At 42.6% G+C, this 22803-nt stretch carries 14 protein-coding genes, 4 tRNA genes and 4 pseudogenes; 11 read left to right on the top strand and 11 right to left on the bottom strand.

The features are described from left to right. Positions 1-310: 310 nt before the first annotated feature. Positions 311-1555, top strand: coding sequence for a uroporphyrinogen-III C-methyltransferase (locus DV434_RS06825; protein ID WP_118785561.1), 1245 nt, complete (start codon positions 311-313; stop codon positions 1553-1555). A 9-nt stretch (positions 1556-1564) separates the two neighbouring features. Next, positions 1565-2851 carry a heme biosynthesis protein HemY gene (locus DV434_RS06820; RefSeq protein ID WP_118785560.1) on the top strand — a complete coding sequence of 429 codons (1287 nt, stop codon included), beginning with the start codon at positions 1565-1567 and terminating at the stop codon, positions 2849-2851. A 62-nt stretch (positions 2852-2913) separates the two neighbouring features. Here the strand turns inward: DV434_RS06820 and psiE are convergent, their stop codons facing one another. Next, complete coding sequence (gene psiE, locus DV434_RS06815) at positions 2914-3333, bottom strand: phosphate-starvation-inducible protein PsiE (RefSeq protein ID WP_065249811.1); 420 nt, start codon at positions 3331-3333, stop codon at positions 2914-2916. Between the two features lie 80 nt (positions 3334-3413). On the opposite strand from psiE, the pseudogene DV434_RS06810 reads away from it, so the two are divergent. Further along, positions 3414-3576, top strand: a pseudogene (locus DV434_RS06810) (glycerophosphodiester phosphodiesterase family protein); the annotation flags it as partial. Between the two features lie 185 nt (positions 3577-3761). Here the strand turns inward: DV434_RS06810 and DV434_RS06800 are convergent. The 3 genes and pseudogenes from DV434_RS06800 to purL all read right to left on the bottom strand — a co-directional run bounded on the left by DV434_RS06800 (position 3762) and on the right by purL (position 9059). Further along, entirely contained in the window at positions 3762-4394 is a 633-nt protein-coding gene (locus DV434_RS06800) for a DUF6037 family protein (protein ID WP_118776231.1), read from the bottom strand. A 234-nt stretch (positions 4395-4628) separates the two neighbouring features. Beyond that, a pseudogene (locus DV434_RS06795) lies at positions 4629-5037 on the bottom strand (DUF417 family protein); the annotation flags it as partial. Between the two features lie 128 nt (positions 5038-5165). Beyond that, positions 5166-9059, bottom strand: coding sequence for a phosphoribosylformylglycinamidine synthase (gene purL / locus DV434_RS06790; RefSeq protein WP_118811557.1), 3894 nt, complete (start codon positions 9057-9059; stop codon positions 5166-5168). 176 nt (positions 9060-9235) lie between these two features. On the opposite strand from purL, the pseudogene DV434_RS06785 reads away from it, so the two are divergent. Then, positions 9236-10032, top strand: a pseudogene (locus DV434_RS06785) (SAM-dependent methyltransferase). 90 nt (positions 10033-10122) lie between these two features. On the opposite strand, the gene DV434_RS06780 reads toward DV434_RS06785, so the two are convergent. The 4 genes from DV434_RS06780 to DV434_RS06765 form a co-directional block, all read right to left on the bottom strand. Continuing rightward, positions 10123-12294, bottom strand: a complete 2172-nt coding sequence (locus tag DV434_RS06780) for a TonB-dependent receptor (protein WP_118785558.1) — start codon at positions 12292-12294, stop codon at positions 10123-10125. A 118-nt stretch (positions 12295-12412) separates the two neighbouring features. Next, positions 12413-14383, bottom strand: coding sequence for a Fe(3+)-hydroxamate ABC transporter permease FhuB (gene fhuB / locus DV434_RS06775; protein ID WP_118785557.1), 1971 nt, complete (start codon positions 14381-14383; stop codon positions 12413-12415). Then, positions 14377-15261: an iron-siderophore ABC transporter substrate-binding protein gene (locus DV434_RS06770; protein WP_118785556.1), complete on the bottom strand. Its 885-nt coding sequence runs from the start codon at positions 15259-15261 to the stop codon at positions 14377-14379. The genes fhuB and DV434_RS06770 overlap by 7 nt, the downstream gene beginning before the upstream one ends. 1 nt (position 15262) lies before the next feature. After that, on the bottom strand, positions 15263-15961 hold the full coding sequence (locus DV434_RS06765; protein WP_421800594.1) for an ABC transporter ATP-binding protein: 699 nt from the start codon (positions 15959-15961) through the stop codon (positions 15263-15265). Positions 15962-16211: 250 nt separating this feature from the next. On the opposite strand from DV434_RS06765, the pseudogene DV434_RS06760 reads away from it, so the two are divergent. After that, positions 16212-16565 (top strand): annotated as a pseudogene (locus tag DV434_RS06760) (tRNA pseudouridine synthase A); the annotation flags it as partial. A 190-nt stretch (positions 16566-16755) separates the two neighbouring features. Here DV434_RS06760 and dapF read toward each other — a convergent pair. Further along, the gene (dapF, locus tag DV434_RS06755; RefSeq protein ID WP_118785554.1) at positions 16756-17580 is read right to left on the bottom strand and encodes a diaminopimelate epimerase; all 825 of its coding nucleotides are present in this window, start codon (positions 17578-17580) and stop codon (positions 16756-16758) included. A 142-nt stretch (positions 17581-17722) separates the two neighbouring features. Further along, complete coding sequence (gene lexA / locus DV434_RS06750) at positions 17723-18346, bottom strand: transcriptional repressor LexA (protein WP_005632942.1); 624 nt, start codon at positions 18344-18346, stop codon at positions 17723-17725. Positions 18347-18520: 174 nt separating this feature from the next. Between lexA and plsB the strand changes: the two genes are divergently transcribed. Then, positions 18521-20950 carry a glycerol-3-phosphate 1-O-acyltransferase PlsB gene (gene plsB / locus DV434_RS06745; RefSeq protein ID WP_118785553.1) on the top strand — a complete coding sequence of 810 codons (2430 nt, stop codon included), beginning with the start codon at positions 18521-18523 and terminating at the stop codon, positions 20948-20950. An 89-nt stretch (positions 20951-21039) separates the two neighbouring features. Here the strand turns inward: plsB and coaA are convergent, their stop codons facing one another. Further along, positions 21040-21975 (bottom strand): type I pantothenate kinase, encoded by a 936-nt coding sequence (gene coaA, locus DV434_RS06740; protein ID WP_005639082.1) that lies wholly within the window; start codon positions 21973-21975, stop codon positions 21040-21042. A gap of 214 nt (positions 21976-22189) precedes the next feature. Between coaA and DV434_RS06735 the strand changes: the two genes are divergently transcribed. From DV434_RS06735 to DV434_RS06715, 5 genes are all read left to right on the top strand, one after another. Then, positions 22190-22265, top strand: a tRNA-Thr gene (locus DV434_RS06735). A 30-nt stretch (positions 22266-22295) separates the two neighbouring features. After that, positions 22296-22380, top strand: a tRNA-Tyr gene (locus DV434_RS06730). 42 nt (positions 22381-22422) lie between these two features. Beyond that, positions 22423-22497 (top strand) — tRNA-Gly (locus tag DV434_RS06725). A 3-nt stretch (positions 22498-22500) separates the two neighbouring features. Beyond that, positions 22501-22576, top strand: a tRNA-Thr gene (locus DV434_RS06720). Positions 22577-22677: 101 nt separating this feature from the next. After that, the coding region (locus DV434_RS06715; RefSeq protein ID WP_239992769.1) for a GTP-binding protein at positions 22678-22803 on the top strand (126 nt) is incomplete at its 3' end.

Here is a 22803-nt window from a genome sequence, read left to right as displayed (position 1 = left end):
ATAAATGCAAAAAAATGTGATGAAAATCACAGTTTGTGAAGAATCCGAGACTTTAAATGATTAGAAAGCAAAATAAATGACTAAAAATCTTATTTTTAATGCAATTTCTCATATCTGAGGTGTTTCTTATATCAACAATCAAAATGACTTTTTAACCTAAGAGTGATAGGATAACCAACAAATTTATTGCGTAAATGGCTTAATTTCGCTGATATGAGAATCTATATTTTTACCATTAGCGACTGCTCGGTATTTTTCTTATTAAAGCGAGTACATTAACTTATTCAATCTGACTTATTAAGGAATTGATATGGCAAAAGATCAAGATAACGACATCACTGAACAAGTTGGTGATACGCCAAAAGTGGTTGAAAAAACAGAAACGATGCAGCCAGTTCCACAAACTATTGTGAAAAAAACGGGCACAGCATTGAGTTTATTGGCGATTCTCATTGCGCTAGGTGTTGGTGGGGCTGGTTATTATTTTGGTCAGCAACAAGTAGCTGAAATTCAGCAAAAATTAACCGCACTTGAAAGCCAAAGTGGTGTAGCTGTTTCTGCCCCTGTGTCTGATAATAGTGGACAGGTTACACAATTAGAACAAGGCTTAAAAACCGCACAAGATAAAGTCGAGCAACTTGAGCAATTAGTTGCAGGCAAAACAGGCGAAATTGCTGCACTACAAGCCCAAGTAAAACAAGTTAGTCAACTGGCTGGTGCACAACAACCGAGTGACTGGTTATTTTCCGAAGCAGATTTCTTGTTAAATAACGCCTTGCGTAAACTTGTTTTAGATAACGATGTTGATACAGCTATTTCTTTATTAAAATTGGCTGATGAAACACTCGTTAAGGTAAACAATTCACAAGCGAATGCGATTCGTACTGCAATCAATCAAGATTTAAAACAACTTCTTTCACTTTCAAGCGTAGACCAAAATGCAGTAATGCAAAAACTTTCGCAGCTTGCCAATACTGTGGATGAGTTACAAGCATTGAATGTAAATTTTGATGAAGCGCCAGAAAAGAGCGGTAAATTATCTGATAATATTGCAGATTGGCAGCAAAATGTAGAAAAGAGTGCAACTTCTTTCCTAAATCACTTCATTCGTATTTCGCCAAAACAAAGTGCGGATAAAAAAGAATTGCTTGCACCAAACCAAGATATTTATCTTCGTGAGAACATTCGCTTACGTTTACAACTTGCTATTATGGCCGTGCCACGCCAGCAAGATGAACTTTATAAACAATCTTTAGATGCGGTTGCTTCTTGGGTTCGTAGCTATTTTGATACGAATGCAGAAGTGACGCAAAATTTCTTAAAATCAGTAGATGAGCTGGCTGATTCTTCTATTTATGTCGATGTGCCAGAGCAATTAAAAAGTTTGACCTTGCTTGATAAATATCTCAATCGTGCGCCGTTAGATGTTCAAAAGGTAGAAATTGAAGCGGATAAAGCCATTGAAACTATGCCTAAAGCTGAAGGTGTGGTAACAGAAGCATCTGCACCAGAAAAACAAGAATCTCAACCGGCAAAAGCTGAGCCACAAAAATAAGGATAGCCTATGTTTAGAGTGCTTTTTTTAATGCTAGCATTGCTTGCTGGGTTGATTGCAGGGCCTTATCTTTCTGGTCAGCAAGGCTATGTTCGTATTGAAACAACAAATAATATCGTTGAAATGTCGATTACGACATTAGTAATTTTCTTCGTGATTGCTTTAGCGATTATTTATGGTTTGGAATGGATTGTAACGCGTTTTTTACGTTTAAGTCGCGGTTCTTATAATTGGTTTTCTAGCCGTAAACGTGTAAGAGCGCAGAAACAAACCCTTGAAGGTTTGATGAAGATGAATGAAGGGGATTACGCCAAAGCAGAAAAATTGATTGGTAAGAATGCCAAACATTCTGCTGAGCCTGTGTTAAACCTCATTAAAGCAGCTGAAGCAGCACAACAACGTGGTGATGAATTTAGTGCAAATCGCTATTTGATTGAAGCCACTGAATTAGCTGGCTCAGATAATTTGCTGGTGGAAATTGCCCGTACGCGTATTTTATTGCAACAAAACAAATTGCCCGCAGCGCGCAGCTCAGTGGATAGCTTGCTAGAAATGGCTGGCCGCAATAAAGAAGTGTTAAGACTGGCGGTAGAAATTTATCTTCGTTCTAAAGCTTATCAAGCTCTCGATAAGATTCTAGATGGGGTTGAAAATAGTGGTTTATTCAGTACTGAAGAGTTCAAAGACCTTCGTTCTCAAACAGAAAATGGTTTGCTTGATGAGAAAATGAATGAAGAAGGCGTAGATGGTTTGCTTGAGTGGTGGGATGCTCAGTCTCGTAGTCGTCGCAATAATATTGATCTCAAAGTTGGTTTAATTCAGCGTTTAATTGATTGTAATGATCATGAATCTGCATCAGAATTTACTGTCGAAGTATTGAAGAAAATTGGCGATAACACCAGCATTAGCAAAGAACTTTGTACTCAAATTACACGTTTACAACCAGAAGATAATAGTAAACTTCTCAAGCTAATCGAAAAACGTGCAAAACGTGCAGATGAGAAACAAAAATGCTGTATCAATCGTGCCTTGGGTTATTTATATGTTCGTAACAATGAATTTTCTAAAGCAGCAGACGTATTCAAAAACGTGATGGCTTGTCCTGAACAGTTAGAGCCAAATGATTTGATGATGGCATCTTATGTATTTGAACAAGCGGGTGATAAAGCATTAGCTGAGCAAGTTCGCCAAAAGAGTTTGAAATCAGTGATGGCAATTCAAGATGTCGTTCCAGAAAGTGCGGAAGAAAAAACAGAAGAAAATTCAACCGCACTTTTAGAAAGCAAATCTGAGTAACTCAACTTAAAAGACAAAACGCACTTCAATTGAAGTGCGTTTTTGTTGTTTGGAATCTAAAACTATAGATTTTTGAGTTTATTAGAATATAGCACCAAACAGAGTGCGATCACCATAATCAAAATTGCGCCTGCAAATAAGATGGTATCCACCGAGCTTTCATGATTAACAATGATTAAACGCAACATCGCGGTGATCCCTGCATAAATAAAATAGCGCAAAGGGAAGTGATAGCCGCTTTTAAAATACTGCACAATCAAACCAATAAACCCGAAATATAAGAAAAACATCACTGCTTGTTCAGCTACATCATAAGGCACGACAGTCGAAGTATTAAGCACCATCATCGCTAAAGTATAAGTGATTTTCCCAAGGGCAATGATGAGTACAATCGCCAACGCAATCAATGCCGTGCAAAGCACGATTTTCAATACACCAGTAATAATTCGTGGCAATTTTTCTAATTCTGGAGATTCTTCCATTTTTTATTCCTTACAGCAAAAATCAAAGGTTTGTATTCTAATGCAAGATTGTAAAGTTGGTCAAAGTCATTTGGAAAAATAAAGCGGAATTACACCCATACACTTGTGCGTGAAGAGGCATTACCTGAACTCTTCACTGACGTAAATCAAATGTACGATGCGTTATTGAATAAATCTGGTGTAACAGGTGTATTCACCGACTTCCCAGACACAGGCGTTGAGTTTTTGAAAAAACAAAAATAATATAGATCATATTAAGTCAATAGCAGCTCCAAGAGTAGATCCTATTATAGACACAGCTAGTGGATGAGATAAAAACTGGTTAAGTAAAGATTTTGCCTCTTGTTTTTCTGTTTCAGAAGTTGTAGATGTTTCTATTTTATGAATTAACTTATTAAACGTATTAGTAATATTATGGTCAAAGTACATTATCTTATAGCAACAAGATTAATAATTTCCTCATCTGTTCTTTCCTCATTAGGATTATCACTAAAGAAAAAACTTAAATTTGGATCATGTCTATACCTTTGATATAACTCAGGTCTTAACATTTCAGCTTTATTACTATTTTCTATGCTCCGAGAATTGGGAGTACCATCCGATCTTATCCCATTTCTTCTAACATCAAAGCAATAGATAGCATTAGGGTTATTTCCTTCCGCTCTTCGTCCTATAAGCCCCCGCTCTAATAGTGGTTTATTAATCACTTTTTGCATAGGTATAACCCCAGCAAAACATTCAGAAAAATTTATAAATGTTTCTCGAAATCTATTTCCATCAAGTCGATTTATATCAAAGAAATCAAAAAACTCTGTTGCTGAATTGAAGTGAACTTCATAAAAATCTGCATATGCTTTTATACTATGATTTGCATCATCTTGACTAATAAATTCTAATTTTACTTGAGCGTATTCACTAGGTCTTCTTTCGTTTGGAGTATAAAGAGTAAGAATTACTATAGTTTGCTTACCATTATATTCAAAAGGAAAAGAATCAATAATCCACCCTAAACGATTCATATCATTCAGTAACTTTGGCAAATTTTGAAATCTAACTGGCATTATGATTTTTACTCCATAAATAATAACTATACTATTAGGTCATTATCACCCTAACCACGCTTCTGAAAAGCCACATCCCTGTATAATTTTAAGACCAATCCACTAGATATCATTCTCCCTTATTACACGGAATAAATGCTCTTATCATTGTGTCATCATTAACATGAATACTATTAATCCTTTCGTTATTGTTCAACTTTTATATCTTAATAACAAAAAAATTTGCCATTTACATAGCAAGCCTCCAAATAGCCCGAGTGTTGGTGACCAAATCCCCGCTAATACTAAAAATACCAATGGTCACGATCATCGTGCCAATAATATAAGAAGCTGTATAGGTGCCATTAGCTTTATGCCATTCGATATTTTTTGCGACCATTTTGCCTTCAGGGTTTTTATATAAGGTATATTCTTTTACAAAAACACCCTTATCATTTTCTACCATATTCGCTCCATTTTTATAAAGGAAGCTTAAGAAAGGGCTATTTGACACAAAATGCGCGATACCATCCGCTTCATATTGGCAAACTTTTAAGCCGCCAATCTAAACCATCACCACACAAATCGTAATGCGGATAAAGTTAATAAATTGACGTTGCAATGGCGCAACAATATTAGCTAGTAATGTAACTAATGCACTCATTTAGAACTCCTCATATAGTTCAATTGATATTACGGACAAAATATCCAAGAATTGCTCAGTATAAAAAAGAGATACTTACTCGCCCAGTATCTCTTATTTTGTATTAATTTTCTGTGAGCAATCTCAAATTATTTGAAATTCACTCTCGCATTTCTAAAAATTCGCATCCACGCGCCATCTTCAGACCAATCTTCTGGATACCATGAGTTGCTCACAGCGCGGAATACACGTTCTGGGTGTGGCATCATTGCAGCAATACGACCGTCCACGTTAGAAATTGCCGTAATACCTAATGCTGAACCATTCGGGTTGGCTGGGTAGGTTTCTGTTACATTCAAATGGCTGTCGATATACTGTGCCACAATCAAGTTTTGGGATTGAAGTGCGGTCAAGTTTTCTGGTGTTTTGAATTCTACGCGCCCCTCACCGTGAGAAACCGCAATCGGCATATGTGAACCTGCCATGCCTTTAAACCACAATGAGTTGGTGTCGTTGATTTTCACCATCGCAGCACGCGCTTCAAAACGTTCTGATTTATTACGCACGAAACGTGGCCAATTTTCTGCACCAGGGATGATTTCTGCCAGAGTGGAGATAAATTGACAGCCGTTACATACGCCTAATGAAAGGGTGTTTTCATTGGCGAAGAATTGGCTGAATTGATCGCGTAATTGTGGGTTAAATAAAATAGATTTCGCCCAGCCACCACCTGCACCTAATACGTCACCATAAGAGAAACCACCACAAGCCACCATCGCATTGAAGTCGTTTAAGTTGTAACGGCCTGCCATTAAATCACTCATGTGAACATCAATCGCCGCAAAGCCTGCACGGTCAAAAGCCGCTGCCATTTCAACGTGGCTGTTTACGCCTTGTTCACGCAATACGGCTACTTTTGGTTTCACGCCTTTGCTGATGTAAGGCGCAGCAATATCTTTATTCACATCATAAGTTAAGTGAGCGGATAAACCTTTGTTGTCTGTTGCTTTTTTCGCTTCAAATTCTTGGTCAGCACATTCTGGGTTATCGCGTAAGCGTTGCATTTGGTGAGTGAGTTCAGCCCAAATACCGCGTAATTCAGAGCGTTTTTCGCTTAACAGTTTTTTGCTACCACGCGTGATTTCAAAACGATCTTCTGAGCTTACAGAACCTAATTCATAAGTTAAGCCAAGCAAGTCATGGGCTTTTAATACCTCACGCACGGCGCTTAATTCGCATTCTGACACTTGGATTACCGCGCCTAATTCTTCATTGAATAACACGGCTAAATCATTGTCGCCTAATGCAGAAATATCCACATCCACGCCACAGTTACCCACAAATGCCATTTCTGCAAGCGTAGTAATTAAACCACCGTCTGAACGGTCGTGGTAAGCCAATAATTTACGCTCTGCCACTAATGCTTGCATTGCATCGAAGAAGTTTTTCAATGTGGCGACATTTACCACATCGGCAGGTTTATCACCTAATTGTTTATACACTTGTGCAAGTGCGGTCGCGCCTAAGCGATTTTTTCTTTCGCCTAAATCAATCAACAATAAACGGCTTGCGCCTTTGTCTGTGCGTAATTGAGGTGTCACAGTTTTGCGGACATCTTCCACGCGCGCAAAAGATGAAATCACTAAAGAAAGCGGAGCTGTTACTGATTTTTTCTCACCATTTTCTTCCCAAGTGGTTTTCATCGACATAGAGTCTTTACCCACTGGAATGGTAACGCCTAACGCTGGGCAAAGTTCTTCGCCGACTGCTTTAACCGCTTCATATAAGCCAGCATCCTCACCACCGTGACCCGCTGCAGACATCCAGTTTGCAGACAGTTTGATACGTTTAATATCGCCAATGTTGGTGCCCGCAATATTGGTAATAGATTCAGCCACCGCTAAACGTGCAGAAGCACCAAAGTCTAATAATGCCACTGGTGCACGTTCGCCCATTGCCATCGCCTCGCCGTGATAGCTGTCTAATGATGCTGTTGTGACGGCCACATCAGACACGGGAATTTGCCACGGGCCTACCATTTGATCGCGCGCCACCATACCAGTTACCGAACGGTCACCAATGGTGATTAAGAAAGTTTTTTCTGCCACCACCGGTAAGCGTAATACGCGATGGAAGGCTTCTTTTAATTGAATATTTTCCGTTGCAAGCGGTCGATTTTCGACAGTTTTTGACGAAACCTCGCGCGTCATTTTCGGCGTTTTGCCTAATAACACATTCATTGGCAAATCAATTGGGTTATTGTCGAAATGACTATCGTGTAAGGTTAAATGTTTCTCTTCCATTGCCTCACCAATGACCGCAAACGGCGCACGCTCACGTTCACAAAGTGCGGTAAATAATTCGAGTTTTTCTGGCGCAACGGCTAAGACATAACGTTCTTGTGATTCGTTACACCAAATTTCTAATGGTGACATGCCTTTTTCATCGCAAAGAATTGAGCGTAAATCAAATTTACCGCCACGTTCGCCATCGTGTACCAATTCAGGCATCGCATTAGATAAACCGCCCGCGCCCACATCGTGAATAAAGAGAATTGGGTTTTCATCGCCTAATTGCCAACAGCGGTCAATCACTTCTTGGCAGCGGCGTTCCATTTCTGGGTTTTCACGTTGAACAGAGGCAAAATCTAAATTTTCTTTTGATTTCCCGCTGTCCATGGAAGAAGCGGCGCCACCGCCTAAGCCGATGTTCATGGCTGGACCGCCTAATACGATCAATTTCGCACCAATGGGGATTTCGCCTTTTTGAACATGTTCTCCACGAATATTACCGATACCGCCCGCTAACATAATCGGCTTGTGATAACCACGCACTTCTTCACCATTGAAGCTATTAACTTTTTCTTCATAGGTACGGAAATAACCCAATAACGCAGGGCGACCGAACTCATTGTTAAATGCAGCGCCACCTAATGGGCCTTCAATCATAATATCTAAGGCAGAGGCAATACGATTTGGTTTGGAAAGTGGATTTTCCCAAGGTTGTTCAAAGTTTGGAATGATAAGGTTTGATACCGAGAACCCGGTTAAACCTGCTTTTGGTTTGGCACCACGACCGGTTGCACCTTCATCGCGAATCTCACCGCCCGAACCTGTTGCCGCTCCTGGGAATGGCGAAATTGCGGTTGGATGGTTGTGGGTTTCCACTTTCATTAAGATATGTGCATCTTCATTGTGATAGCGATATTGTCCATCTTGATCCGCAAAGAAACGGCCAACTTTTGAGCCTTCCATTACTGCAGCATTATCTTTATAGGCTGAAAGCACGAAATCAGGGGTTTTCTCAAAGGTATTTTTAATCATTTTAAACAGGGATTTATCCTGTTTTTTGCCATCAATAATCCAATCCGCATTAAAGATTTTATGGCGACAGTGCTCAGAGTTGGCTTGCGCGAACATATAAAGTTCAATATCGTGTGGATTGCGCCCTAATTGGGTGAAGTTTTCTACCAAATAATCAATTTCATCTTCTGCCAGCGCCAAACCTAATTCTACGTTAGCAGTCACCAAAGCTTCACGTCCACCTTTTAAAATATCGACGGTTTTGAACGGTTTCGGATCTTGATGACGGAATAAAATTTCCGCATCTTGCGGATTGCGCACCACAGTTTCCATCATTCTGTCGTGTAAAAGTGCGGTCAATTTTTCTGTTGTTTTCTCATCAAGCGGTTGGCTTAACTCAAAATAATATGCCAAACCACGCTCAATACGCTCCACTTCACTTAAACCACAGTTATGCGCAATATCGGTCGCTTTAGAAGACCAAGAAGAAATCGTGCCAACGCGTGGAATCACGATAAAAGTTTCGCCTTTGGCATCGTGTTCTGCCAAGGTTGGGCCGTAATGTAACAATGCTTTTAGTTTTGCTTCCTGCTCGCTAACAAGCGGTCGATTTAATTCCACAAAATGCAAATATTCCGCATAAACCGATTTCACCGGTAATTGATTTTGTTGGAATTTTTGCATTAAGCCTTGAATACGGAATTCAGAAATGGCGGGGGAGCCACGAAAAGTTTGAAACATACGGGTACCTTTGAGCTGTGTTTGAGGTAAAAATCGCGGGCTATTATAAAGGAAAAACACCAAAACGAAAACGTTTGCGTCAGTCATTTTCAAATGATTTTAGGTAAGAGAAAGCATATAATCATCAAGCAAATTCAAAAACAATCCCAAAACTAACCGCACTTTGAGGCGTCACTATGATCATCAACGACATCAATTTCAACGATCTCTATCAACAACATCTAAAAGCCTGTAATCACTATAATCTTCCATCGACAAAATGGGATAAAAAAGCCCCTAAAATGGCTGAGAATTTAGTGGGCAAACTAAGTCGTTATAATGAAAGTTACTCAAAGCCATGAATGTGCAACCTGATGAAACCGTATTAGATATCGGCTGTGGCCTCGGAACGTTTGTTATTCCTTTGGCCCAACAATGCCAAGCCGTGTATGCTCTCGATTACAGCCAAGGCATGTTAGAGATGGTTCAACAATATAAAGAAAAGCATCAACTTAATAATATTACGCTGTTGCATAAGTCATGGGCAGATAACTGGGATGATGTACCTCAAGCGGATGTGATACTCGCCTCTCGCTCGACGCTTGTCGATGATTTGGATGACATGATTGAAAAGCTGCAAAGTAAGGCGAAAAAACGCGTCTTTTTAACCTCGGTGACACAACGCCATTTTTTCGATGAAGGTGTATTTGAAGCCATTGGTCGTGATGATGTAGGATTTCCGACTTATATTTATTTAGTCAATCGTCTTTACCAAAAAGGCATTCACGCCAATGTGAGTTTTATTGAAACCGAATTTGGTCATTTCCAAGGCGAAACCTTTGAGGATTTATTAAATTCTGTGGAGTTTTCTCTCGGCAATCTCACCGAAAAAGAAAAACAAAGTTTGGCTCAATTCTATCAACAAAAACAAATAAACAATGAACCAATAAAACACGGACAACGCAAATGGGCGTTGATTTGGTGGGAGGGTTAAGAAAAAAGTGCGGTCATTTTTCCAACGTTTTTTTCAACATTCCTTCATTTGATAAAAATAATAAGGGTCGGTTTTAACCGACCCTTTTGCTTAGAAATCAAATGATGCGTTGAATGAGAATGTGCGCGGTGCGCCGGATACAAGGTAGCCTCGACCCGGATAGCCGCCGACGGATTCCCAGTATTTTTTATTCGCCAAATTGTCAATGCGGGCGCGCAAGGTTACCGGCGTGTTGCCCAACATCACGATATAGCGTGCGCCAACATCCACGCGCGTCCAGTCGCCCACTTTAAGCGTGTTTTGCGCATTGGCGTAGCTGGATCCGGTGTAAGTCAGGCGGGATTCTAAGGTTAAACCTTGCAATGCCGGAACGTCCCATTCTGCGCCGAGGTTGGCTTGGAATTTCGGTACGCCGATAGTGTATTTGCCGTCCGTATCGGCAGAACCAGTGTTGCGTTGTTTAGCGTGTAAGAAAGTGGCGCCGCCTAACAAGCGTACATTGTCGGTTACTTGACCGTACACATTGATTTCAGCGCCGTTGTGACGATCTTTCCCTTTTTCGCTGAAAATCAGATTTTCATCTACATAACCGCGCGGTTTTTCCGTTGAGAACAAGGCTAAACTTGCGCCGAAACCGCTTTGCGATTCATATTTCACGCCGATTTCTTTCTGTTTGGAAACGTACGGGCTGAGCATATCGCCTTTGTTGCGTGCGGTTGACGGTGCGGTTTCGCCTTGCGCCAAACTTTCAATGTAGTTTGCATACGCGGATATTTCCGGAGTGAAACGGTAAACTACGCCGAGGCTCGGGCTGACGTGCGCTTCTTTATAACGTTGATTCAACGCGCCAGTATTATAAGCGAAGTTTTGCGTATAAAGCTGTTGCCAACGTGCGCCAAGGGTGACTTGTACAGTTTTATCCAAGAACGATAGCGTATCGGCAAGCGCCACGCTGTTTAAGACAACGCGGTTGGTCAATGCCGGCGAAGCAAGATCGTTACCTTTTAGCGCATTGGCGGAATAGCTAATGCCGTTAATGTAAGTCGGACGATATAAATTGGTGGCAAAAGTATTCTTCCAGTCCATGACATAGGCATTTTTGCGTTTTTCCTGATAACGATTGGCGGCAAGCACAACTTCATGATCTACCGCACCGGTTGCAAAGGAACCTTTTACGCCCACTTCGCCGGTATGAATAATATTGCGACGCGCATTGTCAAAACGATATTCCTTGCCGTCACCGTTTACATTTTGCACGGTAAGATTGGCTAATACGTTTTCTTCTTTACCGTCGCGGAAACCGTAAGCGGCATAGCCGGTTAAGTTCGGTAGGAAATCATATTCCGCCCGCACGGTACCGAATATGTCGCGTTCGTCGGAATAAGTCCAGCGTTGCGCCCAGTTTGAGGTGGCTTTTGGTGCTGCTGGTACGCTGCTGACACCGGATAAGGTGACGCTTGGGCGTGTGCCGCTCAGATTATTTTTTTGATAGCCTAAATCGGCGGATACGCGGGCTTGTTCACCTTTCCAGTCCAAGCCGAGGTGGAACACGGTATTACGCGCATTGTCGTGATCAATTTCGCTTTCGCCTTCCGTATGCGCCACATTTAAACGCACGCCGAATTCTTTGTTATCACCGAAACGACGGGAAATATCCGCGCCGATGTTGGTGCGTTCACTGGAACTGTAACCGATGTTTAAACGGTTTAAATCTTCTTGCGGTGCACGTTTCGGCATTAAGGCAATCGTGCCGCCGATAGAGCCGCCGCCCGGCGCCATGCCGTTTAAGAATGCCGACGCGCCGCGTTGCACATCAACCCGCTCGAACATTTCGGAGGCGATATATTGGCGCGGTAATAAGCCGTATAAGCCGTTATATAAAATGTCATCGGAGTTGGTAATGAAACCGCGCATAAAATAGGCTTCCTGAAAATTACCAAAGCCGCGCGCCACCCGAACGGTCGGATCGTTTTTGAGCACGTCCGCCACGCTGCGGGCTTGTTTGTCCTGAATGAATTTATTGGTATAGCTGGTCGTCGAGTACGGATTTTCCAAATTGGCTTTGTTGCCTAAAATACCGACACGGCTTCCGGCGGCAACCTGCCCGCCAGCAAATTCTTTGCTTAAGCCGTCATAGGAAGCGTCTGCACTGATTTCGATCGCCTCCAATTGTTCGCTTTGGGTTGATTCTTGCGCATAAGCGAAATTAAGTGCAAAAAGCACTGCACTTGCGATCGTGGTGTGCATAAAGGTTTTTTGCATAAAAATGCTCCTAAATAAAAGTTAAATTGCGTAGTCGTCAAACTACATTTACATTTTCGGGAAGCCGCGTTGTCCGTTTGACGCAGAACGGGTTTACCATAAAAATTCCTGCGACGGATTAAATTTTCCGCAGCATGAACAAGAAATAAGTGCCGCCGAGTAGGGTGGCGACCAAGCCCGCCGGAATTTCGTACGGAAACAAAATTTGCCGCCCGAACCAATCCGCCAGTAACATAATTGTGCCGCCTAACAAAGCGGAAATCAGCAGTTGCGCCTTGGCTTTGTGCACGCCTAAGGAATAAGTCAGATGTGGCACTAACAACCCGATAAAACTTAACGGACCGATCATCAGCGTGGCAAGTGCGGTCAGCACGGCGCCGAATAAAATCAGCAGCAGGCGCGCACGTTTTAAGTTCAAGCCTAAAGCCTGCGCCATTGTCGCTTGCAGGCTCAACAATTCCAGCCAACGGCTGAACAATAAACTGCCCGCTAGCAGAACAAGGCTTAACCCCATAAACGGCACGGCAAGTTCCGGCGTGGTGTTTTGCGTCGAGCCGGAAGTCCACGCGATCAGTTGATTGGCGCGCGGATCGCCGCTGGCAATCGCAATCCGTTGTAATGTGTCGAACAGCGCGGACAAACTGATACCGGTCAGCAACACTTTTTCCGGCAACATACCGTTGTGGTGATTAATCGCGGATAAAATCAACAGGGCGACCAGTGCGCCGCCGATGCCAGCCAGCCAGAACCACAGCGGCTGCTGGGCGGAAAACACGAACAATAGCAGCAAAATCCCCATACTTGCTCCAGAAGACACACCCAATAATTCCGGGCTTGCCATTGGGTTTAAGGTCAGGCGCTGCAATAACACGCCGGCAACGGACAGCAAAATGCCGGCGCACAGCGCGATTAAAATGCGCGGATAGCGCAGATTGAGGATTTCCGGCGCAAATGGGTGATTGAAATCCAGCACCGACCACTGATCGAACGCGCTTTTGCCTACATTCAGCGCCAGCCACAAACTGACGGCGAACAGAATAATCAGCAGCCAAGTAAAGTGCGGTCGAAATCGGCGTTGTTTTTTCCGTTCCTCGCCGGTTAGCCGTCCGCTGTGCGGCAACGCGCGGAACATCAGCCACAGCAATAACGGCGTGCCCAATAAGGCGGTGACTGCACCAGTCGGGAAACTGAGTTGCGTATAAAAATTAAGTAGTTGTAGCAATAAATCGGTGATCGCCAATAACAACGCGCCTACCCAAAATGCCGAAATTAACTGCCACGCTAAAGTTCGCACGCCGAGCTGGCGCATAATGGTTGCCGCCGCCAAGCCGATGAAACCGAGCATACCCACCGCGCTGACCACGGCGGCGATTAAATACGCGCTGACGATCACCGCAAACAGGCGCAATTTGCCCACCGGCACGCCGAGGCTCTGCGCGTTGCTGTCGTTCAAGGTCAGAATGGTGAGCGGGCGGATAAATGAAAAAACAAGGCAAAAACCGACCACACTTTGCGCCAGCAGCCACTGGCTGTCGCGCCAGCTTTCCTGCACCAACGAGCCGGCGCCCCATTGCGCCAAGCCGCGCGATTCTTCCGGATAAAATAACATCATCATGCCGGTGAACGCGCCGAAATATAAATTAACCACCAAGCCCGCCAAAATTAACAATAACGGCGACATGGTTTTGCGCAGCGACAAGCTCATCACCAACAATAAACTCAGGCTCGCGCCGAGCAACGCGATTAAGCCGCTGCCGTATTCCAATAACTGCGGCGCGAAAATAGCGCTTAAAAACAGCCCGAACTGCGCACCGCCGCTGATACCGAGGGTGTTGTCGGAGGCGAGTGGGTTGCTCATCACTTGTTGCAACAATAACGCGGCGAACGCCAGCCCGCCGCCGGCGAGTAACGCGATGCTAATGCGCGGCAGAGTGTAGCTTTGCACCAACAATAACGGCAGCGAATCGCCGGAGCGCAATAAATCGGTCAGTGCCGTGTCGGGCGGTAGTTGCAGGTGCAGTAAGAATGCGCCGAGCGCGACGAAAATCACGCTCAACACGACAATCAATAATGCGGCGCGGTTTACCATGCGTCACCTCCGTGCAGTAAGCCATCGGCGAACACATGGGCGAAACGCCGTGCCGACGGAATCGCGCCGAACGACCACACCGCCGGCAGAATCAACGCTTCTCTGGTCATCGGCAAATGTTGCCACAGCGTATTATGCGTGAGCGCGCTGGCAATGTTGGCGGGATAAGGTTTGACGATCACAAAACGAGTGTTCGGCGGCAGTTTGGCGAGTTCGGTGATTTCGATATTCTGAAAACCCCAGTAATTCACCTCCGGCAGATAGGCGTTGCGGAAGCCGAGTTGTTTCGCCACCGTGCCGAACAGACTGTTTTCGCCGTAAATGCGCAGGTGACGGGTATCGATAAATTGCAGCAAGGCGAGCGGGCGATCGGTAAAGGCGCTTAATTCTGTTTTCAGCCGTTGCACGTCTTGTTCATATTGCGCCAGCAGTTGTTGCACCGCCTGCGGTTTGCCGATAATTTGCCCGATAGTTCGGGTGGCGTTCAGCACGTTTTGCCACGCGTCGCCCGCCTGATAAAAATCTACGTTATGTACTTGCGCATAAGGACGCAGTAAATTATTGAGTGACACATAAAAATTACTGTTAATGAAAACTAAATTCAGGTCATCGGCAGAATGTGACAAAGTGGCGATAAGTTCTAAATTCGGCTGCAAACGAACGCCTAAATCGACGGTAGTTTTCGGCAATTCGGGTTGCTTGACCCAAGTTTGATAACTTTGCATATCGCCCACCGCGAGCGGCGGTTCGCCCAATGCAATGAGGGTTTCCGCCACCGTCCAATCCACCGTGGCGTAGCCGTTATGCGACGCGGCAAATAGCACGCTGTGCGCTAAAAGTGCGGTCATTCCGAGCAGTGTTTTTAATAATTTACGCATTTTAATAAAAACTCACCGGACGTTGGGTTTGTGGGTGCGGGATCACGTTCAGCCGAATGCCGTAAATCGCCTCCAACGACGGCGGGTTGACGATTTGCTGCGCGTCGCCCTGTGCCAGCAGTTTGCCGCTGTGCAGCGCCACCAAATGATCGCAAAAACGCGCCGCCAGATTGATGTCGTGAATCACGATCACTACGCCCAGCCCCAAATCGCGACTTAATTGATGCACTAACTGCATAACTTCCACTTGGTGCGCAATATCCAACGCGGCGAGCGGTTCGTCCAACAGCAGAAAACGGCTTTGCTGCGCCAACAGCATGGCGAGCCAAATGCGCGAGCGTTCGCCGCCGGACAGCGTATCCACTAGCTGATCGGCTAATTTTTCCGTGTGGGTCAGGCGCAACGCTTCGGCGATCGCCTGTTTATCCGCCGCCGTTTGGCGTCCGAACAGCCCGTTCCACGCATAACGTCCCATGCCGATTAATTCGCGCGCGGTTAAATTGGTGGCGGCGGGCAGATGTTGCGGCAGATAGGCGACCCGTTTGGCAAATTCTCGTTGGTTCCAGTGCGCAATATCTTTGCCGTCCAACAAAATCGAACCGCCGGACAGTTGGGTCTGACGCGCCATTAATTTGATTAAGGTGGATTTACCGGAACCGTTATGCCCGATCAAACCGTACACCTTGCCGGCATCAAACATTAATGAAGTGGGGAAGAGCAAGGTACGCTGCGGAATGCTAAAAGAAATCTGATCAAGTTGGAACACGGTTTCACCACGGCTTATTTAGTCGGTTGTCAAAAGTCACGCAATCTTATATGAAAACTATTTTCATTTCAATTTAAATGCTGAATTGTTTCAGGCGGGTAAAGTGCGGTTGTTTTCGCGGGCGTTTTTTCAAGCCGCAAGCCTTGCTATAATGTTGCCTGTTTGAATGAAATTAAGGGAAAACATGAAAATTACATTGGGCGTGGAATACGAAGGCAAAAATTATTTCGGCTGGCAGCGGCAGGAAAAAGTGGCAAGCGTACAGGCTGAACTGGAACGGGCTATTTCCACCGTTGTCAATGAAGATATCAGTATTTTCTGTGCAGGCCGTACGGATTCCGGCGTACATACCACAGGGCAGGTGATCTATTTTGAAACGACAGCCAATCGTCTTGAAAAAGCCTAGAGTTTTGGTGTCAACGCCAATTTGCCTGATGATGTTGCCGTACGATGGGCGAAAGTGGTTGATGATGATTTTCATGCCCGTTTTAGTGCCACGGCCTGCCGTTATCGTTACATTTTATATTGCAATAAACTGCATTAAGCCTTGAATACGGAATTCAGAAAGGGCGGGGGAGCCACGAAAAGTTTGAAACATACGGGTACCTTTGAGTTGTGTTTGAGGTAAAAATCGCGGGCTATTATAAAGGAAAAATACCAAAACGAAAACGTTTGCGTAAGCTGAAAATAAAATCCCCATCTTTGAGAATTTGATGGGGATAAGAAGATTAAAGGGTTATAAAACCGTCATATACATGGGTTGCTTCACCAGTCATATAAAGCGGATGACCAACGCCATTCCATTCAATGATTAATGAACCGCCCAGCAAATCGACTTGAACTCGATTGTTCAATAAACCTTGCATAATTCCAACTGCAACAGCTGCACAAGCTCCACTTCCACAGGCTTGCGTTTCTCCTGCACCACGTTCATAAACTCTAAGTTTAATATGCTCTTTATTGATGATTTGCATAAAACCAGCATTGACACGCTCAGGAAAACGTTCGTGGCTTTCTAGCAAAGGGCCAAGTTGTTCAACATTTGCTGTTTGAATATCATCTACTTGTGCAACGCAATGAGGGTTTCCCATTGAAACGGCACCACATAAGACGGTTTGAATGTCCGTCCGCAGAATGTAATTTTTCTCGAATTTATTTGCGGTAAATGGAATTTTTGCTGGCTCCCAAATCGGTTCACCCATATTCACACGAATTTGGTTATCGTCTTTTACCGTTAGAACCATATTGCCTTTTTGCGTGCTAACCGCAATGTCTTTTTTGTTAGTTAGCCCTTTTAATGTCACAAAACGAGCAAAACAGCGGGCACCATTTCCGCATTGCGAAACTTCACTTCCATCGGCATTGAAAATTCGATAATGAAAGTCGAGTTCGGGATCATAAGGCGGTTCAACAAGCAAAAGCTGATCAAAACCAATTCCACGGTGGCGATCCGCTAAGCGTTGAATGGTTTCTGACGTGAAAAAAACATTTTGAGTAACCCCATCAACCACAACAAAATCGTTGCCTAATCCGTGCATTTTGGAAAACTGCATTTTTCCATCCTTTATTTAAATTCAAGATTGATTGCATTATAGAGAGCGGTAAAAAGAATGGCAAATTCAGAATTTTAGACGAAGAAAAGTGCGGTAAAACACAGGAAATTTTTACCGCACTTTATTCGCTAATTTACTCAGATTACATCCAAGCATTATTGCGAATGATCCCTACGGCAATGCCTTCAATCTCAAAGTTTTCTTGTTCTTCAAGATTTACCACGATTGGATCAAATTCTTCATTTTCTGCGTGTAGATAAATGATAGAACCTTTTTTCTCAAGGCGTTTTACCGTCACTTCATCTTCAATACGGGCAACGACAATTTGTCCATTACGTACATCCTTGGTGCTATGTACAGCTAATAAATCACCATCTAAGATACCAATGTCTTTCATGGATTGACCATACACTTTGAGTAAGAAATCTGCTTGTGGTTTAAACATATCTGCATCTACGCGATAAGTTGCTTCGATATGTTGTTCTGCAAGAATCGGTTCTCCAGCCGCTACGCGCCCTACGAGTGGTAAACCATCAAATTCTTCATTTGCGCTATTGTCTAAAATGCGGATACCGCGAGATGCGCCAGGAATAATTTCAATCGCACCTTTGCGTGAAAGCGCTTTTAAATGTTCTTCTGCAGCATTGGGTGATTTAAAGCCTAATTCTCGAGAGATTTCAGCTCGTGTTGGTGGCATGCCTGTTGTTTCTAAATGACGTTTTAATAAATCCAACACTTCTTGTTGGCGTGCTGTTAATGGTCTCATATACACTCCTGTTTTTAAATACAGATAACTGGTATTGTATACAGATTGTGTGAAGTTGCAATAGTTATTTTTTAAATCTGTGTATTAGGTCACATTCTGTCACTAAATTTTTTAAAGCGGTTGAGATCGGATGTGTTAAAATATTTCAAATTTACAACAAAGAGAAAATTTATCATGGCAAATTTTGTAAATATGTATCGTCAATTATTGAGCTTGCCTCTGTCAGTATTAGTGAAAAATAATCCAATTCCAGCCAATCCGATAGAAGAGCTTTCCCTCAATATTCACCAACCTGTTGTTTATGTTTTGCCTTATACCTCTCAAACCGATTTCGTTATTTTCCGTCGAAATTGTTTGGCGTTAGGTTTGCCTGATCCTGCTGAGAAAAATGAAATTGCTGGTGTGAAGTTGCCTCGTTATGTGTATTTAGATGAGGGACGCCGCATTTTTAAATCGAAAGGTGCGAAAGATGAAACCACCACGATCTTCAATAAATACCTCGAATTACACCGCACTTCTGAGAGTTTAGATGTGCAACTTATTCCAGTTTCCGTTCTTTGGGGTCGTTCTCCTGGGCATGAAGATAAATCCGATTTGCCTAACTTGCGTTTGTTAAATGGCATGCAAAAAACTTTTGCAGCTATTTGGTTTGGACGTGATACTTTTGTACGTTTTTCTCAAGCCGTTTCATTACGTTATATGGTGAATGAGCATGGCTCCGATGAAAAAATTGCGCAAAAGCTGGCTCGAGTGGCAAAAATGCATTTTGCCAAACAGCGCATTTCTGCCACAGGTCCGCGTTTACCAAATCGCCAAGCTATGTTTAATAAATTATTGCAATCAGAAGCAATTCAACGTGCGATTGAAGATGAAGCAAAATCGAAAAATATCAGTATTGAAAAAGCGCAAAAAGAAGCACATAAGATTTTGGATGAAATCGCTGCAGATGTAAGCCATTCAAGTTTACGAGCTGCGGATCGTTTTTTACGTTGGCTTTGGAATAAACTTTATTCTGGTATTGATGTGCAAAATGCAGATCGCGTACGTAAATTAGCACTTGAAGGTCATGAGATTGTTTATGTGCCTTGTCACCGTAGTCATATAGACTATTTATTGCTTTCTTACGTGCTTTATCATCAAGGGCTTGTCCCGCCACATATCGCAGCAGGGATTAACTTAAATTTCTGGCCTGTGGGTAGAATGTTCCGCAGTTGGGGGGCATTCTTTATTCGCCGCACTTTTAAAGGAAACAGATTATATTCTGCCATTTTCCGCGAATATTTATCAGAGTTATTCCATCGAGGCTATTCGGTAGAATATTTTATTGAGGGTGGTCGTTCGCGCACTGGTCGTTTACTTGCGCCAAAAACGGGCATGATGTCGATGACACTTCAAGCATTGCAACATAATCAAACTCGTCCAATTTCTGTTGTGCCAGTTTATGTAGGCTATGAGCATGTATTAGAGGTGGATACTTACGCAAAAGAATTGCGTGGCGCGGCGAAAGAAAAAGAGAATGCGGGTTTGGTTATTCGAGTAATTAAAAAATTACGCAATCTTGGTCAAGGTTTTGTGAATTTTGGTGAGCCAATTACGCTTTCAAACTACCTGAGCCAACATTTCCCTGATTGGAGAGAGCAAAATCACGAAGAAAAACCACAATGGTTTGCTCCTGCTGTTGATTCTGTATCAAAACAAGTGATGGTGAACATTAATAAAGCAGCCGCGGTGAATGCAATGAATTTAGTTGGGACTGCATTACTATCTTCTCGTCAGCGTGCACTTTCTCGTGAGCAACTTTTAGAACAACTGGCAAGTTACCAACAATTACTACAAAACGTGCCTTATTCCGCAGATATTGTATTGCCAACTGCTACGCCTGAAATGATGTTAAAGCATGTATTAACGCTTGATCGTGTTGGCGTGTTAGTCGAAAAGGATAACTTTGGGGAAATTGTGCGTTTGGAACGCGCATCAGCCGTGTTGATGACTTACTATCGCAATAATATTCAACACTTATTTGTTTTACCGTCTTTAGTTGCAAGCATTATTTTGCATTATGAGGCGATTCAAAAAGATTTATTAGTGGAAGCGGTTGGTAAGATTTATCCGTTCTTAAAAGGCGAGTTATTCTTGCACTTTAGTGAAGAAGAGTTAAAAACTCAAATTCACCAAATTATTGATGAATTTGCGCGTCAACAGGTGATTAACTCTAATGATAATTTCTTATCTATCAATAAATCGAAAGTACGTATTTTACAACTTTGGTCTGCGGGAATGCGTGAAATCTTGCAACGTTATTACATCACAGTGACAATTTTGCAAAAACAACCAGATATTTCACGTGCAGAACTCGAAAAAGAAAGCCAACTTGTTGCACAGCGTTTATCCGTGTTGCATGGTATTAATGCACCAGAGTTCTTTGATAAAGCCGTCTTTTCTATGTTCATTGCGAATTTGAAAGAGCAAGGTTATTTTGATGAATCAGGCAATGGCAATCTTGAAAAAATAGAATGTTTGGCTTCAACGCTCTCTCATTTGATTTCAACGGAAATTTGTTTGACTGTCAAAGGAACGGTTGAAAAAGCGGAAGATCATGCTTAAGTTAGATTTAAATTTTAGGAGCATCAAATGATGCTCCTTTTTATATTAGCTATATAAGAAGTGCGGTGAATTTTTACCGCACTTTTGAGCTATTTTCTCAACTTAACTAACTCTACCTGATGGTTTTCACCTTTTTTTAGAATTAAATTTGCTCGCTCACGGGTTGGAAGAATGTTTTGATTGAGATTTAACCCGTTAATTTCATCCCAAATTTTACTTGCCGTCGCAATGGCCTCTTCTTTTGATAAACTTGCGTAATGTTTAAAGTAAGAATTAGGATCATTAAATGCACTTTCTCGGAATTTTAAAAAACGTTTGATGTACCATTCTTTCAGCAATTTTTCTTCGGCATCGACATAAATAGAGAAATCAACAAAATCAGACACAAAGGTTTGATTTGTTTTGTTATTGCCTGTTTGAAGAACATTTAATCCTTCTAAAATGAGAATATCAGGCTTATCTACCACATCAAATTCATCGGGAATAATATCGTATGTTAAATGAGAATAGATTGGTGCTGTAACATTGCTTTTACCTGATTTTACATCTGCTAAAAAGCGAATGAGTTTCGGTGTGTCATAAGAAACGGGAAACCCTTTCTTTTGTAAAAGATTATCTTGTTTAAGTTTGTCTAATGGATAAAGAAACCCATCTGTTGTGATGAGATCAACTTTTCTTTCAGTCGGCCAATGAGAAAGTAGAGATTGTAGAATACGTGCAGAAGTACTTTTTCCCACGGCAACACTGCCAGCAATACTAATTATGTAAGGTGTTTTGGCATTATTTCTGCCTAAAAAACGATGTAATACCGTTTGGCGATGTAAATTTTCATCAATGTAATAGTTAATAAGACGAGTTAATGGTAGGTAAATCGTACTTACTTCATCTAATGAAAGGTCTTCATTAAAACCTAAAAGTGGTTTCAGATCCTGTTCTGTCAATTTTAATGGAACGGATTTACGTAATTCCGCCCACTGTTCACGATTAAAGCTTAAAAAAGGTGTTTGCTGAGTTGAAAATTCCACAATAATTTTATTTGATAGCTAAATAAACGAAGAAAAATATACTCTATAACCGGCATGTTCGCATTTATTTTTCAGTAAATTTAATAAGATTTGGTTAAAAATTCACATTTTTGCTTGTGATTTAAACGAACACGCAAAAAAAATACTTTTTTTAGAAAAAAAACTTGTCACGAAAAGTTTTTTCCATATAATACGCCTCACTTGCTTACGACACGCCGACTTAGCTCAGTAGGTAGAGCAACTGACTTGTAATCAGTAGGTCATCAGTTCGATTCCGATAGTCGGCACCATTCTTTCGTACACAAGTATTCATTTAGCGTGGAGGGGTTCCCGAGCGGCCAAAGGGGGCAGACTGTAAATCTGTTGGCTCAGCCTTCGAAGGTTCGAATCCTTCTCCCTCCACCATCTTTTAGATGAATCCTGATGGGACAGACGAATTTAGGACTTGCGGGCATCGTATAATGGCTATTACCTTAGCCTTCCAAGCTAATGATGCGGGTTCGATTCCCGCTGCCCGCTCCAAACGCTGATATAGCTCAGTTGGTAGAGCGCACCCTTGGTAAGGGTGAGGTCGGCGGTTCAAATCCGCCTATCAGCACCATCCTTCAATTCTCTTTCCTTCATTTAGAATAAACAATTTTATTGGTTAATGTGGTTTTATTTACCCATCGATAACCGTGTCTATTTAGAGGGACTCTTTAAATGTCTAAAGAAAAATTTGAACGTACAAAACCGCACGTAAACGTGGGTACAATCGGCCACGTTGACCACGGTAAAACAACTTTAACAGCAGCAATCACAACCGTATTATCTAAACACTACGGTGGT

Origin of the sequence: Haemophilus haemolyticus (assembly GCF_003493685.1) — a bacterium.
Classification (GTDB): Bacteria; Pseudomonadota; Gammaproteobacteria; order Enterobacterales; family Pasteurellaceae; genus Haemophilus; species Haemophilus haemolyticus_O.
Note: the sequence above shows the minus strand (reverse complement) of the source record. Positions and strands in the feature narration are given on the sequence as shown.